A 16197-nucleotide genomic window follows, 5' to 3' on the forward strand; every position below is an offset into this window, starting at 1 on the left:
ACCAGCCTAGCGAGGTGCGGTAGACCTATGGTCACTGGAGCAACGTCCCTCAGCCTGGTGCGTGACGAACTGTTCACCACCATGGAAGAGACCGAACAGAATCTCGAGCATTTCATTGCCGAGCGGCACAACGGCAGCCTGCTGCAGCAAGCGGTGGAGAACCTGCAGCAGGTGCGCGGCACGCTCAATCTGATCGAGCTGACCGGGGCCGAGCTGCTGGCCCAGGAAGTACTGCAACAGGCCACCGACATTCCCGCCGGCGCCGGCGAAGAGCGCGACGCCCAGCTGACTGCCCTGAGCAATGCGCTCTATGTGCTGCGCCGCTACCTGGAAAACGTCGACGCCCATCGCCAGGAAATGCCCGAGCTGCTGCTGCCGGCGATCAACGAATTGCGCCAGGCCGGTGCCCAGCCGCCGTTGCCGGAAAGCTTCTTCTTCAGTGTGCGCCTCGACCAGCCGCGCCCGCCGCGGGTGGTCTCGGGCGAAGCGGCGGCGGCCGATGCCCGCCGCCTGCGCCAGATGTACCAGGTCGGCCTGCTCGGCTTCATTCGCGAGGACAATCCGCACGCCGGGCTCAAGCTGATGCAGCGGGCCCTGGCTCGTCTCGACGGCCTGTTCGCCTACGAGGCGCGGGCGCGCCTGTGCTGGATCGGCGCCGCAGCCGTCGAGGCGCAGCTGGATGGCCAGCTGCTGCCGCGCAAGTCGCGCAAGCAGCTGTTCTCCCGCCTGGATCGCGAGCTCAAACTGATTCTAGGCGGCGCCGCCTACGAGGCGCCGCGCAGCCTGCTCAAGGAATTGCTGTACCTGGTGGCTCTGGCCGACACTCAGGGCGAACAGGTCAGTGCGGTGCGCGAGGTGTTCGGCCTCAATGCGCTGCCGTTCACCGACCACCTGCTCGACGAGGAATATCAGCGCCTGTCCGGGCCGGGTCAGGGCGTGATGCGCTCGCTGTCGTCGGCGATCCGCGAGGAGCTGGCCAGCGTCAAGGATTTGCTCGATCTGATCGAGCGCGGCACCGCCCAGCCGGACAGCTTCGGCAACCTGCATGTGCTGCTCGGCAAGCTGGCCAAGACCCTCGGCATGGTCGGCTTGAGTTCGGCGGCCAATGCGCTGCAGGTGCAGCTGCCGACAGTGGCGAGCTGGGCCGAAGACAGCCCGGCCGCCATGCACGACCTGCACAAGCTGGCCGAGGCCGTGCTCTATGTGGAAAGTATGGTGGCCAGCCTGGAGCGCGGCGAGCGCCACCAGCGTCCGGCGCCGAGCCAGTCGGGCGACGAGGGCGAGGCGTTTGCCGCGCACCAGCTGATCGAGGCGCGCATCGTGGTGGTCGACGAGGCTCAGGCCGGCCTGGCCCTGGCCAAGCGGGCGATCACCGCCTACCTGGAATCCAATGGCGAGAAACTGCACCTGGCCAACGTGCCCTTCAGCCTGCAGGCGGTGCGTGGCGGCCTGTGGTTCCTCGGCCAGGAGCGTGCCGCCCGGTTGATCGGCGCCTGCGCCGACTACATCCAGGCGCGCATGATCGAAACCCAGCAGATGCCCTCCGAGCAGATGCTGGAAACCCTGGCCGATGCCCTCAGCAGCCTGGAGTACTACCTCGAGGGTGGTGGCGTGCTGCGTGCGGAAACCAGCCCGAGCGTGCTCGACCTCGCCGAGGAAAGCGTGCGCGCCCTGGGGCTGCCGGTGGCGGCCTGATGCCCGCGGGCTGGCAGACCACGCCGCCGCTGGATAACACCCAAGTCGGTGGCTGGGCCCTGCTGCACTGCGCCCAGGGCTTCCTGGCCGATGGCAACGGTGTGCTGTTCCCCCGCGAATGGCTCAAGCGCCAGGATCTGCCGCTGCAGGGCGAGCAGGGCCTGGGCTACTTCGATGACGAGCCGGTCTGGCTGTTGCAACTGCAGCAGCCGGTCGAGCTGCCGGGCTGCCACTGGCAGGGCCTGCGCCAGTTTATGCTGCAGACCGACCAGGCGACGTTCCGCATGCTGGCGTTCGCCGAGCAGGTGGCGACCTGGGCCGTCCAGCACCGCTTTTGCGGGCGTTGCGGCACGCCGACCCGCCAGGTGCCCGGCGAGCGCTGCATGCGCTGCCCGGACTGCGGCCTGGACAGCTATGCGCGCATTTCGCCGAGCATGATCGTGCTGGTCAGTCGGGGCGACGAAATCCTCCTGGCCCGCTCGCCGCGCTTCGTGCCCGGGGTCTACAGCACCCTGGCCGGTTTCGTCGAGCCGGGCGAGTCGGCGGAAGAGTGCGTGGCGCGCGAAGTGCGCGAGGAAGTCGGCATCGAGGTGCGCAACCTGCAGTATCTCGGCAGCCAGGGCTGGCCCTTCCCGCACTCGCTGATGCTCGGTTTCCATGCCGAATACGCCGCTGGCGAGATAGTCCCCCAGGCTGACGAGATCGAGGATGCGCGCTGGTTCCCTATCGAGCAGCTGCCGCCGCTGCCGATGCCGCGCTCGATCGCCCGCTACCTGATCGATCTCTACGTGGCCCGCCGGCTGGGCCAGCCGGAGCCTTTGCTGGCGCGCTAGCTGCGCCGCTTGAGGGGATCTACGCCTGGCCGAACCAGTGCTGCCAGGCCAGGCGCGCGGTCAGCGCCAACACCACCAGAATGAACACCGGGCGGATGAACTTGGAGCCGCCGCGAATCGCCGTGCGCGCGCCGAGGAAGGCCCCGGCCATCAGCGCCAACCCCATGCAGATGCCCAGCAGCCAGGCCACCTGGCCGGTGATGATGAATACCGTCAGGGCCATGGCGTTGCTGACGAAGTTCATGCTGCGCGCCACGCCGCTGGCGCGCACCAGGTCCAGCGGGTACAGCAGCAGGGTGCTGACCGTCCAGAACGCGCCGGTGCCGGGGCCGGCCACGCCGTCGTAGAAGCCCAGGCCGAGCCCCTGCGGCCACTGGCGGCCCTTGGCGATGGGTGCATCCTGCCGGTCGTGGGTGGCCGGCGTCTTGCCGAACAGCAGGTACAGGCCGCAGCCGAACACCACCGCAGGCAGCATCTGGTTGAGCCAGGCGGCAGGCAGCCAGTGGGCCAGGGTCGCGCCGAGGGCGGCGCCGATGGCCGTGGCCAGCAGGGCGTTGCGCCACTGGCCGGGGAAGAACAGCTTGCGCCGGTAGAAGGTGTAGCTGGCGGTAGCCGAGCCGAAGGTGGCGCACAGCTTGTTGGTGCCCAGCACCAGGTGTGGCGGCAGCCCGGCGGTGAGCAGGGCGGGGATGGTCAGCAGGCCGCCGCCGCCGGCGATGGCGTCGATGAAGCCGGCGGTGAAGGCGACCAGGGCGAGAATGGCCAGGGTGAGCGGGTCGACCCCCAACTCAAAGACAAAAGGCATAAAAAACTCGACGTGGATTCAATTGTGCGGGGCTGCGGCTGGCCGGTTGCCTGGCTGCTGCGCATAATGCCGGCAATTTCACGGATAAGGAATTGCACTCATGCAGTATGACGGCCTGGCCTGGTTCATCGGCCTGCTGGCGGTGCTGGCGCTGTTCATTGCCGCACGCATCCTGCTGACGCGTAGCTGGTTCCTCGGCTGGTTGCGCGGCACCCTGGGCCTGGCCTTTCTCGGCCTGGCCGCCCTGGTCGGCGTGGTCGCCTATGACCTGCTCAGCTACGACGCCCTGCCGGAAGGCAAGCCGCTGCTGACCCTGAGTTTCACCGCCGATGGCCCGCAACGCTATCGGGTCAGCCTGCTGGAAGGCGGCGAGGAGCGCGCAGTCACCCTGGAGGGCGACCTGTGGCAGCTCGATGCCCGTCTGTTGCGCTGGAAGGGGCTGGCCGCGCTGATCGGCCTGCAGCCCGGCTATCGCCTGGAAAGACTCTCCGGACGCTTCCTCGCCATCGAGCAGCAGGAAAGCGCGCGCTATGCCCAGGTCAGTCTGGCGCAGAGCCCCTACGGCATCGACCTGTGGCGCTGGTTGCGGCTGGGCCAGCACGACCTGTTCCTGTTCGATCCGCAGGCGGCGCGGGTCACCTACCTGCCGATCGCCGATGGCGCGATGTTCAGCGTCAGCCTGAGCCCGACCGGCCTGCTCGCCCAGCCGATGAACCAGGCCGCCAACCAGGCCTTGCAGGATTGGCAATAAGCGTCCGCCGCAGCTGACTCTGCGGATTTCCGGCTAAGGTTGGGAAGGGAATCTCGATTTTTGGGGGCGGGTATGACGCAGCAGGTCGTTGCAGGAGGCTGGAAGGCACGGCTGGCGCGCATTGCCCCGGGGCTGGCAAGCCTGCTGGGCTACCGGGCGGCCTGGTTCACGGATGACCTGCGCGCCGGGGTCTCCGTGGCGGCTGTGGCCTTGCCGGTGGCGGTGGCCTATGCCGAGCTGGCCGGCTTCCATCCGGTCACCGGCTTGTATGCCTGCATCCTGCCGATGCTGGTGTATGCCCTGTTCGGTACTTCGCGGCAGCTGATCGTCGGCCCCGATGCGGCCACCTGCGCCTTGCTGGCGGCGGCCGTCATGCCGCTGGCGGGCGGTGATCCCGGTCTCTACCTGTCCCTGGCGCTGACCCTGACCTTTCTCACCGGGCTATTCTGCATGGCCGCCAGCTTCCTGCGTCTGGGCGCGCTGGCCGAGTTCCTCTCGCGGCCGATCCTGGTGGGCTTCCTCAATGGCGTGGCGTTGAGCATTCTGCTCGGCCAGTTGGGCAAGATATTCGGCTTCAGCATGGAGGAGGGCGGCATCCTGCCGCGCAGCGTCGAGCTGTTTGCCAAGTTCGAGCTCTGGCATTGGCCGACCATCGCCGTCAGTGCCCTGGCGCTGCTGGTCATGCTGCTGGCCCAGCGCTTTGTGCCCAAGTTGCCGGCGGCCCTGCTGGCCATGCTGGCGGCGGGGCTGGCCGTCGCCGGGCTGGGGCTGGAAGCGCAGGGGGTGGCCAGTATCGGGGCGGTTCCCGCCGGTCTGCCCGAGCTGCATGTGCCGAGCTTCCCGCTGGAGCTGTTGCCGACCCTGCTGGCCGATGCCGCCGGCCTGGCCCTGGTGAGTTTCTCCAGCATGATGCTGACGGCGCAGAGTTTTGCCGAGAAGAACGGCTACAGCGTGGATGCCGACCGCGAATTCATGGCCCTGGGCCTGGCCAATATAGCCTCGTCGGCCTCCCAGGGCTTTGCCATCAGTGGTGCGGATTCGCGCACCGCGGTGGCCGACAGCAGTGGCGGGCGCAGCCAGCTGTGCGGCGTCATCGCGGCGCTGGCCATTGCTCTGGTTTTGCTGTTCTTCACTGCGCCGCTGGCTTACGTGCCGCTGGCGGCCCTGGGCGTGGTGCTGGTGTTCGGCGCCATGAGCCTGGTCAACCTGAGCTTCCTCGGCGAGCTCTACCGGATTTCCCGGAGCGAATTTGCCCTGTCGATCCTGGCCACCCTGGGGGTGGTTGCAGTCGGGGCGATCCAGGCGATCCTGCTGGTGGTGATTCTCGCGCTGCTGCGCTTCGTACGGGCCATGTCGCGCCCGCAGGTGGAGGAACTGGGCAAGGTCGAGGGCATGCGCGGAGTCCATTCGCTGGGCCGACATGCCGATGCCCGGCGCTACCCGGGCTTGTACCTGTTCCGTTTCAACGCACCGATCGTGTTCTTCAATGCCCAGTATTTCCGCCGCGAGGTGCGGGCGGCCATGGAGCGGGGCGGTCCGCAGTTGCGCTGGTTCGTCATCGACATGCTGCCGGTGACCATGGTCGACGCCTCGGGCTTCTATGTGCTGCGCGAGCTGGTGGCTGAGATGGTCGAGCGCGGCATCACGCCGGTGATGGCCGGGCGGCTGACCGAATGGGAGCGCTGGTACGAGCGTTCGGGCGTGCAGGCTGCGGCGGAGGTCAGGCGTTTTCCGACCCTGCGCCAGGTGCTGCGCGCCTACCAGGCCGAGCAGGAGGCCGTGGTGCAGTGAAGGCGTAGCTGGGGCTTGCCAACGAAAAAGGGCCGCTCACCGAGCGGCCCTTGCGTTTACGCCATGGATCAGGAGAGGAAGCCGCCGTCCACGTTCAGCGCCACGCCGGTGGTGTAGCTGGAGGCGTCGCTGGCCAGGTACAGCACGGCGCCGGCCATTTCGCTGGGGGCGGCCACGCGCTTGAGCGGGATGCGCTGCAGGGCGAGGTTGAGGATGGCGTCGTTCTTGGTCAGCGCGGAGGCGAACTTGGTGTCGGTCAGGCCCGGCAGCAGGGCGTTGCAGCGGATGCCGAACTGCGCGCATTCCTTGGCGAAGACCTTGGTCATGCTGATCACGGCGGCCTTGGTCACCGAGTAGATGCCCTGGAATTCGCCCGGCGAGACGCCGTTGATCGACGCGACGTTGATGATGCTGCCGCCACCTCCGGCCTTCATCAGCTTGCCGCCTTCGATGGACATGAAGTAGTAGCCGCGGATGTTGACGTCGACGGTCTTCTGGAACGCGCCCAGATCGGTGTCCAGCACGTTGCAGAACTGCGGGTTGGTGGCGGCGTTGTTGACCAGGATGTCGAGGCGGCCGAACTGCTCGCGAATGAAGGCGAACACGTTGCTGATCTGCTCCATCTCGCCGATGTGGCAGGCGATGGCGGTGGCCTTGCCGCCGTCGGCAGTGATGGCGTCGGCGACCTTCTGGCAGTCGTCGATCTTGCGGCTCGAGACGATCACGTGGGCGCCTTGCTGGGCCAGCAGCTTGGCGATGGCTTCGCCGATGCCGCGGCTGGCGCCGGAAACGAAAGCGATCTTGCCGTCGAGGTCGAACAGGTGAGTCTTGGACATTCTGGTTACCTTGTCTGAGCCGGGTTAGAGGGTGGATTTGCCGATGACCTGCAGGGCCATCTGTTCCAGCAGCTTGTTCATCTGGACGAACTGGGCGAAGCGCTTGTCCTTGGTCTGGCCGTGGAAGAAGCGGTAGTAGATCTGCTGGACGATGCCGGCCAGGCGGAACAGGCCGTACACGTAGTAGAAGTCGAAGTTGTCGATCTGGATGCCGGCGCGCTCGGCGTAGTAGTCGACGAATTCGCGGCGGGTCAGCATGCCCGGCGCGTTGCTCGGCTGGCGGCGCATCAGCTGCACCGGCGCGGGGTCGGCCGCCTCGATCCAGTAGGCGAGGGTGTTGCCCAGGTCCATCAGCGGGTCGCCGATGGTGGTCAGCTCCCAGTCCAGCACGCCGATGATCTGCATCGGGTTGGCCGGGTCGAGGATCACGTTGTCGAAGCGGTAGTCGTTGTGCACGATGCCCGGCTTGGCGTGGTCGGCCGGCATCTTCTCGCGCAGCCAGGCCTTGACCGGCTCCCAGGTCGGCGCGTCGGGGGTCAGGGCCTTCTCGTAGCGATCGCTCCAGCCTTCGATCTGGCGCTTCACGTAGCCTTCCGGCTTGCCCAGGTCGGCCAGCCCGCAGGCCTGGTAGTCGACGTTGTGCAGCTCGACCAGCTTGTCGATGAAGCTCTGGCACAGCGCGCGGGTCTGCTCGGCGCTGAAGTTCAGCTCGGCCGGCATGTCGCTGCGCAGGATGATGCCCTTGACCCGCTGCATCACGTAGAACTCGGCGCCGATCACCGACTCGTCGGTGCAGTGCACATAGGCCTTGGGGCAGTAGGGGAAGCCGGCGTTGAGCTGGTTGAGAATGCGGTACTCGCGGCCCATGTCATGGGCCGACTTGGCCTTGTGGCCGAAGGGCGGACGACGCAGGACGAATTCCTGATTCGGGTATTCCAGCAGATAGGTCAGGTTCGAGGCGCCGCCGGGGAACTGGCTGATGCGCGGCTCACCGGTCAGTCCCGGGATGTGCGCCTTGAGGTAAGGGTCGATGGTGGCGGCGTCGAGCTCTTCGCCATCGCGAATACCGGTGGACTGGTCAGTAAGCGTCATGCTTATCCCTTCTGCTTATGATGGGTGGCACTAATCATTGGCTAATCTAATGTTGCCGCCTGGCTCCTACAAGCACGGCGCAGCGTTATAGATGTGGGTGTTGCCCTGCAATCAAGGGCTCTGATTGCCGGCGCCAGGCGAAAAAAAACCGGAGTCAGAGGACTCCGGTTTTCCTGTTGCAGCAACAGTCTAGACGCTTAGACCGGGAACAGCTCGGCCAGCTTCATGGCCAGCATCATGTCGCCTTCGGCGCGCAGCTTGCCGCCCATGAAGGCCTGCATGCCGTCGGTTTCGCCGCTGGCGATGCCGGCCAGGGTGGCGCTGTCCATGATCAGGGTGACGTTGGCGTTGGCGTTGTCGCCTTGCTGCACGTCGCAGGTGCCGTCTTTGACGATCAGCGCGTAGTTCTCACCGTCTTCGATGTTGAACTGGAATACCAGGTCCAGGCCGGCGGCAGCGCTGGCGTTGAACTTGGACTTCATGGTGTTGATGGTGTCGGCAACGGAGCTCATGGTTTCTATCCTTTGTTATCGAGGGTTTCTGGCGGCCTTGCGGGCCGCAGGGGGCCGGGACTCAGCGATAGGTGATGAGTTCCGGCGCCTTCAACAGCTCCAAATGCACACGGCTGTTGAAGGAAGCCAGGGTCACCTCGTTGCCGCGGAACTGCAGGCGCGACAGCGAGGTGTTGACGATTTGCCAGTTGAGATCGAATGCCTTGTGCGCGGGTACGCCGGTCAGCAGATGGAGCAAGGCGGTGATGGTGCCGCCGGAGGTGAACACGGCGATGTTGTGGCGGCTGTCGGCCTGGGCGAGCAGGCGCTCGAGCCCAGCCTGCACCGCGCCGACGAAGCCTTGCCAGGTCTCGTGGCCGGGCTGGTCGTGCTCGCCGCTGACCCAGCGCTGGATGATGCGGGCGAACAGGCGCTGGAAGGCGGCGCGGTTGTCTTTCGGGTTGCGCAGGATGGCGAGGGCGTCCGGCTCGTCCGGCAGCATGGCCGGCAGCAGGCCGCGGATCACCGCCTCGGCATCGAATTCGTTGAAGCCGGCATCGACTTCCAGTTCCGGCGCCGGCAGACCGGCGGCGACGCAGCGCTGCAGGGCGGCGCTGGCCGTGTGTTGCTGGCGGCGCAGGGTGCCGCTCAGGCAGCGGTCGAAACTCAGGCCGAGGTGCGCCAGATGGTCGCCGAGGACTTCCGCCTGGCGCACGCCGGTAGGCGACAGCACGTCGTAGTCGTCGGCGCCGAAGGAGGCTTGGCCATGTCGAATCAGGTAGATGCTGCCCACTGCTGCAGTCGATCCCGGCGGGTTGAAGTTTCGCGAGGTTATGGGTAGAGCCGGGCCGCTGTCAACGAAAAAACATACGCTTGTTTGAATTCGTGCGGAGCCGGTGACCCACGGCCTGGCGGCAGGGTAGCGCGGTTGTGCAAATGCCGGGCAGGAATCTCCGGTCGTGGTCCGACTGGCGGGGCGCGGGCGAATGCCAGGCGGGTTCCGGCGCCTGGCGGCCGGCAAGCTCAAATAGATATTTGCGCTACGGGACACTGCCGGCCGGCGTCGGTATGCTTGGGGCCGACAGGCGCCGTTGACGGCCGCCCTGCATGCTACGAACGAGGGGGAGTTGTGGAGTTTCTGATGGATTATGCGGAGTTCCTGCTCCGCACCGTGACCCTGGTGGTCGCCGTGATCGTGGTGCTGACGGCTGTCGCGGTGCTGCGCAGCAAGGGTCGCAGCAAGGGCAGCGGCCATCTCGATGTGCACAAGCTGAACGATTTCTACAAGGCCCTGCGCGAACGGCTCGAGCATGCGCTGCTGGACAAGGCCGAGCTCAAGGCCCGGCACAAGGCCGAAGCCAAGCAGGCCAAGGCCGAGAAGAAGGCCGGCAAGAGCAAGCCACGGGTGTTCGTGCTCGACTTCGACGGCGACATCAAGGCCTCGGCTACCGAGCACCTGCGCCACGAAGTCACTGCGCTGCTGAGCATGGCCACTGCCCAGGATGAAGTGGTGCTGCGCCTGGAAAGCGGCGGCGGCATGGTCCACGGCTACGGCCTGGCCGCCTCGCAGCTGGCGCGTATCCGCCAGGCCGGCGTGCCGCTGACCGTGTGCGTGGACAAGGTGGCCGCCAGCGGCGGCTACATGATGGCCTGCATCGGCGACAAGGTGCTCTCGGCGCCCTTCGCCATCCTCGGCTCCATCGGCGTGGTGGCGCAGCTGCCCAACGTGCATCGCCTGCTGAAGAAGCACGATATCGATTTCGAAGTGCTGACCGCCGGCGAATACAAGCGCACCCTGACCGTGTTCGGCGAGAACACCGACAAGGGCCGGGAGAAGTTCCAGGAAGACCTGGAAACCACCCATGTGCTGTTCAAGAACTTCGTCGCCCGCTACCGCCCGCAGTTGGTGATCGACGAGATCGCCACCGGCGAGGTCTGGCTGGGGCTTTCCGCGCTGGACAAGCAGCTGGTCGACGAGCTCAAGACCAGCGACGAGTACCTGGCCGAGCGGGCCCGCGAGGCCGATCTGTTCCAGCTGCATTACGCCGAGAAGAAGAGCCTGCCGGAGCGTTTCGGCCTGGCGACCAGTGTGGCGCTCGACCGGGTGCTGCTGAACTGGTGGAACCGGCTCCATCAACAACGTTTCTGGTAAGGGAGGCTGCATGACTCAGTTCAAGGCGCTGCTGGTCAGCGAAGAGGAGGGCGCGTTCCACGCCCGGGTGGTCGATCGCGACAGTGCCGAGCTGCCGGCCGGCGACGTGCTGATCCGCGTGCAGTATTCCTCGCTCAACTACAAGGATGCGCTGTCGGCCAGCGGCAACCGCGGGGTGACCCGCAATTACCCGCATACGCCGGGCATCGATGCCGCCGGGGTGGTGGTCGAGTCGCGGGTGGCCGAGTTCGCCGCCGGCGACGAGGTCATAGTCACCGGCTACGACCTGGGGATGAACACCGCCGGCGGTTTCGGCCAGTACATCCGCGTGCCGGCAGCCTGGGTGATCAAGCGCCCGGCCGGGCTCAGCCTGCGCGAGGCCATGCTGCTGGGCACCGCCGGCCTGACCGCCGCCCTGTGCGTGGACAAGCTGGAACAGGCCGGGCTGACGCCCGAAGCCGGGCCGGTGCTGGTGACCGGCGCCACCGGCGGGGTCGGCAGCATCGCCGTGGCGCTGCTGGCCCGCCTCGGCTACAGCGTGGCGGCCGCCACCGGCAAGGCCGAGCAGGGCGAGTTCATGCGCCAGCTCGGCGCGCAGCAGATCGTGCCGCGCAGCGAGCTGCAGGAAGGCGTCGAGCGGCCGCTGCTCAAGGAACGTTGGGCCGGCGCCGTGGACACGGTGGGCGGCGAGATCCTGTTCAATGTGGTCAAGTCGCTGCGCTACGGTGCTAGCGTGGCCTGCTGCGGGCTGACCGCCGGGGTCGGTTTCAAGGCCAATGTCATGCCCTTCATCCTGCGCGGGGTCAACCTGCTGGGGGTGGATTCGGTGGAGCTGCCGCTGGTGGTCAAGGCCTCTATGTGGGACAAGCTGTCCGTGCAGTGGAAGCTTGGCAATCTCGAGGGGCTGGCGCGGGAAGTGGGGCTGGAGGCGTTGCCGCAGGAGATCGAGCAGATCCTCGCCGGCAAGCAGGTCGGCCGCGTGCTGGTCAATCTCGCCTGAGCCACCGGCCCGGTGCATGCCGGGCCGCAAACGAAAAAAGCCCCGCACTGCGGGGCTTTTTCGTCTGGCGGTGGCCGTCAGGCGCGGCGGCGGAACAGCGGTTGCGGCTGGTCGGCGGACGCCTGGTAGACCTCGGAGAAGTCCTCGAAGGCCTTCAGGGCATCGACCGGGTCCTTGTCGGCGCGCAGGGCGAAGGCATCGAAGCCGACGCGCAGGTAGGAGAAGAGCTGGTCGCGCAGCACGTCGCCGATGGCGCGCACTTCGCCCTTGTAGCCGTAGCGGGTGCGCAGCAGGTAGGCGCTGGAGCAGTGGCGGCCGTCGGTGAAGGCCGGGAAGTTCAGGGCGATCACCTGGAAGTTGTCCAGCTGGTCGGCGATTTCCTCGATTTCTTCGCCGGCATCCAGCCACACACCGAGGCCGCCGTCGCGGGCCTTGAGCGCATGGGCATGCTCGACCCACAGGGCCAGCGGCACGATCAGGTCGTCGCAGTTGGAGATGCCATCGAGCGTGGCGTCCTTGGGCAGCAGGTGCCAGGTCTCGTCGAGAATCTGGCCGTTCTTAATGATTCGCTGCATATACACGCTCCTTGAACGGGTCGACGCCGACGCGGCGGAAGGTATCGAGGAAGCTTTCTTCATCGGTGCGCTGTTCGACATAGACCTTGATGATCTTGTCGATCACGTCGGCCATCTGTTCCTGGGCGAAGGACGGACCGAGGATCTGCGCCAGGCTGGCGTCGCGCCCGGCGCTGCCGCCGAGGGACACCTGGTAGAACTCCTGGCCTTTCTTGTCCACCCCGAGGATGCCGATGTGGCCGACGTGGTGGTGGCCGCAGGCGTTCATGCAGCCGGAGATGTTCAGGTCGATCTCGCCGATGTCGAACAGGTAGTCGAGGTCGTCGAAACGGCGCTGGATGGCTTCGGCGATCGGGATCGACTTGGCGTTGGCCAGGGAGCAGAAGTCGCCGCCCGGGCAGCAGATGATGTCGGTCAGCAGGCCCACGTTCGGCGTGGCGAAGCCCAGTTCGCGCAGCTCGCCCCACAGGGTGAACAGCTGCTGCTGTTCGACGTCGGCGAGGATGATGTTCTGGTTATGGCTGTTGCGCACTTCGCCGAAGCTGTAGCGCTCGGCCAGTTCGGCGATGGCATCCAGCTGCTTGTCGGTGACGTCGCCCGGCGCGGTGCCGGTGGGCTTCAGCGACAGGGTCACGGCCACGTAGCCCGGCTGCTTGTGGGCGAAGGTGTTGCGCTGGCGCCAGCGGGCGAAGCCCGGGTGCTCGGCGTCGAGCTGGGCGAGGGCGGCGTCCTGGTCGGCCAGGGCCTGGTAGGCCGGGTCGACGAAGTGCGCGGCGACGCGGGCCACTTCGGCGGAGGTCAATGTGGTCGGGCCATCCTTGAGGTGGACCCATTCGGCGTCCACGCGCTCGGCGAACACCTCAGGCGTCAGCGCCTTGACCAGGATCTTGATGCGCGCCTTGTACTTGTTGTCGCGACGGCCATAGCGGTTGTACACGCGCAGGATGGCGTCGAGGTAGGACAGCAGGTGCTGCCACGGCAGGAATTCGTTGATAAAGCTGCCGACCACCGGGGTGCGGCCCAGGCCGCCACCGACGGAAACGCGGAAGCCCAGCTCGCCGGCCGCATTCTTCACCGCTTCCAGGCCGATGTCATGTACTTCGATGGCGGCGCGGTCGCTGACGGCGCCGTTGACGGCGATCTTGAACTTGCGCGGCAGGTGGGTGAATTCCGGGTGGAAGGTCGACCACTGGCGGATGATCTCGCACCAGGGGCGCGGATCGACGATCTCGTCCTTGGCCACGCCGGCGAACTGGTCGGTAGTGGTGTTGCGGATGCAGTTGCCGCTGGTCTGGATTGCGTGCATCTGCACAGTGGCCAGTTCGGCGAGGATGTCCGGCACGTCTTCCAGTTCCGGCCAGTTGAACTGCACGTTCTGCCGGGTACTGATGTGCGCGTAGCCCTTGTCGTAGTCGCGAGCGATCTTGGCCATCATGCGCACCTGGGCCGATGACATCAGGCCGTAGGGCACGGCGACGCGCAGCATCGGCGCGTAGCGCTGGATATACAGGCCATTCTGCAGGCGCAGGGGGCGGAACTCCTCACCGGAGAGTTCGCCGGCCAGATAGCGGCGGGTCTGGTCGCGGAACTGCTTGACGCGGTCCTCGACGATCCGTTGATCGTACTCGTCGTATACGTACATATATATCCTGTGATTCAGGCTACTGCTTCATCAGACAGCAAGGCTTTTTACGCGCACGGCTGCGCACTCCACGCAGAGCCGGGGGAAGATACCAGTTAAGGTTTATGCGCAAAAGTGATGTTTTTGTATAAGGCCTGAACTAAAAGTACTAAGAAGAATGGCGAATAGGGCCTTTCACCTTGAGGCTGTCGGGGGCCTGGTCTTAACTCTCAGGGCGAACCACCCATAACCACAATAAAGGGGTAAGCCATGACCGACCATTCCGACATGCAAGAGCAGGACAGCCGGGTCGATGCCCGGGCGATTTTCGTACTGATAGCCTTGGTCGTGACGACTGCGGTGTTCTGGGTCAGTCAGCAGTAGGCGGGCCTATCGGCGAAGGCCAGTAGTGGGGAACCGCTACTGGCCTTTTTATGTCATCTCCGTCGAATCGTCCGGCACGGAAGGAGCAGGAAAGGCTCGCACTAAGTTTTGACAAGCATTCTCATTAACATTAGTATCCCTGGCCATTAGCAACCCATTCCCAGCCGAGCCCGCCCATGTACGTTTGCCTCTGCCAAGGTGTTACTGACGGTCAAATCCGCGATGCCATCTATGAGGGCTGCTGCAGCTACCGCGACGTGCGCGAAAGCCTCGGTGTGGCCACCCAGTGCGGCAAATGCGCGTGCATGGCCAAGCAACTGGTGCGCGACACCCTCGGCGAACTGCAGAGCAGCCAGGTCGGCCTGGCCTACCCGGCCAGCTTCGTCGCGGCCTGAAGCGTTGCTCTCGATCAAAAAAGGATGCTTCGGCATCCTTTTTTGTTTGCCAGGCTTGCAGCCCGGGCCGCTCAACCAGTAGCGTGGTAATCACAGGTCACTGATACGTGACCATGCATTGATCATCAGGGAGTGGCACCGATGAAACACTGGTTTCTGATCCTATTCTGCACCGTCGGCCTCGCTGGCTGTTCCAGCGAATACATCATCACTACCACCGACGGGCAGATGCTCACCAGCGATGGCAAACCGGAACTGGACCGCGACACCGGCATGCTCGAGTTCGAAGACAGCGAGGGCCGCAAGCAGCAGATCCCGCAAGCCAATGTGAAGCAGATGATGGAGCGCTAAGCCTCTTCCGCTCCATCAAACCCCGCTTCGGCGGGGTTTTGTTTTTCCGTTGCACAGCTGCTGGCATATCGCTTGCTAGAACGAAACCAGCAGAACTCTCTCCAACGGCGGAGTCAGTTCATAGACAATGGCGTCGCTTCTGGTTACCAACCGCGTGGTAACTGGGGCGGCGCCTTTTTGTTCAACGGCGGAACAAAGCAAATGAGCGAAATCAAGAGTACCCGTAGCGACACCCTGGCCTGGGTTGCAGGCTCCGATGCACCGGAAAAGAGCGTGCTGGACCTGGGCTTCATGGCCCTGACCGATTCCGCCTCGCTGATCGTCGCGGCCACCCAGGGCTTTGCCCAGCCCTACGGCCTGACCCTCAACCTGCAGCGCCAGGCCTCCTGGGCCACCCTGCGCGACAAGCTGCTATCTGGCGAGCTGGACGCCGCACAAGCCCTTTACGGCCAGGTCTACGGCATTCACCTGGGCCTCAGTGGCCCGGCCACCGACATGGCCATCCTCATGGGCCTGTGCCAGAACGGCCAGGCGATCAACCTGTCCGAGCCGCTCAAGCAGGCCGGCGTGACCAGTGCCGAAGCATTGGCCAATCGCGCGCGCCAAAGCGGTGCAAAATTGACCTTCGCCCAGACTTTCCCCACCGGCACCCACGCCATGTGGTTGTACTACTGGCTGGCCGCCCAGGGCATCCATCCGCTGGAAGACGTCAATACCGTGGTGGTGCCGCCCTCGCAGATGGTTGCCCACCTCAAGGCCGCGCGCATCGACGGCTTCTGCGCCGGTGGCCCCTGGGGCGCGCTGGCGGTCGAGGAGCATCAGGGCTTCACTCTGGCCACCAGTCAGATGATCTGGGCCGACCACCCGGAAAAGGTCCTAGGCGTCACCCGCGAGTTCGTCGAGCAGTACCCCAACACCGCGCGCGCCCTGACCATGGCCGTGCTGGAAGCCAGCCGCTTCATCGACGAAAATGAAGAGAACAAGCGCAGCACGGCCCAACTGATCAGCGGTCGCGAGTATGTCGATGCACCACTATCGAGCATCGAGCCGCGTTTCCTCGGCCAGTACCAAGACGGTCTCGGTCACGCTTGGCTGGACGCCCATCCGCTGCGCTTCTTCGCCGACGGCCAGGTGACCATGCCCTGGCTGTCGGACGGCATCTGGTTCATGACCCAGTTCCGCCGCTGGGGCTTGCTCAAGGACGACCCGGACTACCTGGCTATCGCCCGGCAGATCCACCAGCTCGACCTCTACCAGCAGGCCGCCGAAGCCCTGGGCATCAGCGTGCCGGACACGCCCATGCGCAGCAGCACCCTGCTCGACGGCACCGTCTGGAACGGCCAGGACCCGGCGCTCTACGCCAACAGTTTTGCCATTCATGCGCGCAGCGGCCTGGCCGCGCCCATCGCCCTGTAACACTGCGAG

General features: G+C 65.6%; 16 protein-coding genes. 9 read left to right on the forward strand and 7 right to left on the reverse strand.

Annotated elements, in window-relative coordinates; translation table 11 throughout:
* The first annotated feature begins 27 nt into the window (after positions 1-27).
* Both GV001_RS10890 and nudC read left to right on the forward strand, forming a co-directional pair.
* Positions 28-1695, forward strand: a complete 1668-nt coding sequence (locus GV001_RS10890; RefSeq protein ID WP_160079671.1) for a ferrous iron transporter B — start codon at positions 28-30, stop codon at positions 1693-1695.
* Positions 1695-2528 carry an NAD(+) diphosphatase gene (gene nudC / locus GV001_RS10895; protein ID WP_160079673.1) on the forward strand — a complete coding sequence of 278 codons (834 nt, stop codon included), beginning with the start codon at positions 1695-1697 and terminating at the stop codon, positions 2526-2528. The genes GV001_RS10890 and nudC overlap by 1 nt, the downstream gene beginning before the upstream one ends.
* Before the next feature lie 19 nt (positions 2529-2547).
* On the opposite strand, the gene GV001_RS10900 is transcribed toward nudC, so the two are convergent.
* Positions 2548-3333 (reverse strand): TSUP family transporter, encoded by a 786-nt coding sequence (locus GV001_RS10900; protein ID WP_160079675.1) that lies wholly within the window; start codon positions 3331-3333, stop codon positions 2548-2550.
* 100 nt (positions 3334-3433) lie between these two features.
* Between GV001_RS10900 and GV001_RS10905 the strand changes: the two genes are divergently transcribed.
* Complete coding sequence (locus tag GV001_RS10905; RefSeq protein WP_160079677.1) at positions 3434-4084, forward strand: hypothetical protein; 651 nt, start codon at positions 3434-3436, stop codon at positions 4082-4084.
* A 72-nt stretch (positions 4085-4156) separates the two neighbouring features.
* Entirely contained in the window at positions 4157-5875 is a 1719-nt protein-coding gene (locus GV001_RS10910) for a SulP family inorganic anion transporter (RefSeq protein WP_160079679.1), read from the forward strand.
* A 68-nt stretch (positions 5876-5943) separates the two neighbouring features.
* Here the strand turns inward: GV001_RS10910 and GV001_RS10915 are convergent, their stop codons facing one another.
* The 4 genes from GV001_RS10915 to GV001_RS10930 all read right to left on the reverse strand — a co-directional run bounded on the left by GV001_RS10915 (position 5944) and on the right by GV001_RS10930 (position 9087).
* The gene (locus GV001_RS10915; RefSeq protein WP_160079681.1) at positions 5944-6711 is read right to left on the reverse strand and encodes an SDR family oxidoreductase; all 768 of its coding nucleotides are present in this window, start codon (positions 6709-6711) and stop codon (positions 5944-5946) included.
* Between the two features lie 24 nt (positions 6712-6735).
* The gene (locus tag GV001_RS10920) at positions 6736-7803 is read right to left on the reverse strand and encodes a phosphotransferase family protein (RefSeq protein WP_160079683.1); all 1068 of its coding nucleotides are present in this window, start codon (positions 7801-7803) and stop codon (positions 6736-6738) included.
* A gap of 197 nt (positions 7804-8000) precedes the next feature.
* A complete protein-coding gene (locus GV001_RS10925) occupies positions 8001-8315 on the reverse strand; it encodes an SCP2 sterol-binding domain-containing protein (RefSeq protein ID WP_137972692.1) in 315 nt (104 codons plus the stop codon).
* A 61-nt stretch (positions 8316-8376) separates the two neighbouring features.
* The gene (locus GV001_RS10930) at positions 8377-9087 is read right to left on the reverse strand and encodes a histidine phosphatase family protein (RefSeq protein WP_160079685.1); all 711 of its coding nucleotides are present in this window, start codon (positions 9085-9087) and stop codon (positions 8377-8379) included.
* Positions 9088-9423: 336 nt separating this feature from the next.
* Between GV001_RS10930 and sohB the strand changes: the two genes are divergently transcribed.
* Both sohB and GV001_RS10940 read left to right on the forward strand, forming a co-directional pair.
* The gene (sohB, locus tag GV001_RS10935) at positions 9424-10446 is read left to right on the forward strand and encodes a protease SohB (RefSeq protein ID WP_160079687.1); all 1023 of its coding nucleotides are present in this window, start codon (positions 9424-9426) and stop codon (positions 10444-10446) included.
* Positions 10447-10456: 10 nt separating this feature from the next.
* A complete protein-coding gene (locus GV001_RS10940) occupies positions 10457-11446 on the forward strand; it encodes a YhdH/YhfP family quinone oxidoreductase (RefSeq protein ID WP_160079689.1) in 990 nt (329 codons plus the stop codon).
* A gap of 77 nt (positions 11447-11523) precedes the next feature.
* Here the strand turns inward: GV001_RS10940 and GV001_RS10945 are convergent, their stop codons facing one another.
* Together GV001_RS10945 and GV001_RS10950 are read right to left on the reverse strand one after the other, a co-directional pair.
* Positions 11524-12021 (reverse strand): DUF934 domain-containing protein, encoded by a 498-nt coding sequence (locus tag GV001_RS10945; protein ID WP_160079691.1) that lies wholly within the window; start codon positions 12019-12021, stop codon positions 11524-11526.
* Positions 12005-13663: a nitrite/sulfite reductase gene (locus tag GV001_RS10950; protein ID WP_160079693.1), complete on the reverse strand. Its 1659-nt coding sequence runs from the start codon at positions 13661-13663 to the stop codon at positions 12005-12007. The genes GV001_RS10945 and GV001_RS10950 overlap by 17 nt, the downstream gene beginning before the upstream one ends.
* Positions 13664-14202: 539 nt before the next feature.
* Between GV001_RS10950 and GV001_RS10955 the strand changes: the two genes are divergently transcribed.
* The 3 genes from GV001_RS10955 to GV001_RS10965 all read left to right on the forward strand — a co-directional run bounded on the left by GV001_RS10955 (position 14203) and on the right by GV001_RS10965 (position 16188).
* Positions 14203-14421: a bacterioferritin-associated ferredoxin gene (locus GV001_RS10955; protein WP_160079695.1), complete on the forward strand. Its 219-nt coding sequence runs from the start codon at positions 14203-14205 to the stop codon at positions 14419-14421.
* Between the two features lie 141 nt (positions 14422-14562).
* Positions 14563-14772, forward strand: a complete 210-nt coding sequence (locus tag GV001_RS10960; RefSeq protein ID WP_160079697.1) for a YgdI/YgdR family lipoprotein — start codon at positions 14563-14565, stop codon at positions 14770-14772.
* A 201-nt stretch (positions 14773-14973) separates the two neighbouring features.
* A complete protein-coding gene (locus tag GV001_RS10965; protein ID WP_160079699.1) occupies positions 14974-16188 on the forward strand; it encodes a CmpA/NrtA family ABC transporter substrate-binding protein in 1215 nt (404 codons plus the stop codon).
* Positions 16189-16197 lie beyond the last annotated feature (9 nt).

It is taken from the genome of Pseudomonas sp. 8AS, from assembly GCF_902506505.1.
GTDB lineage: Bacteria > Pseudomonadota > Gammaproteobacteria > Pseudomonadales > Pseudomonadaceae > Aquipseudomonas.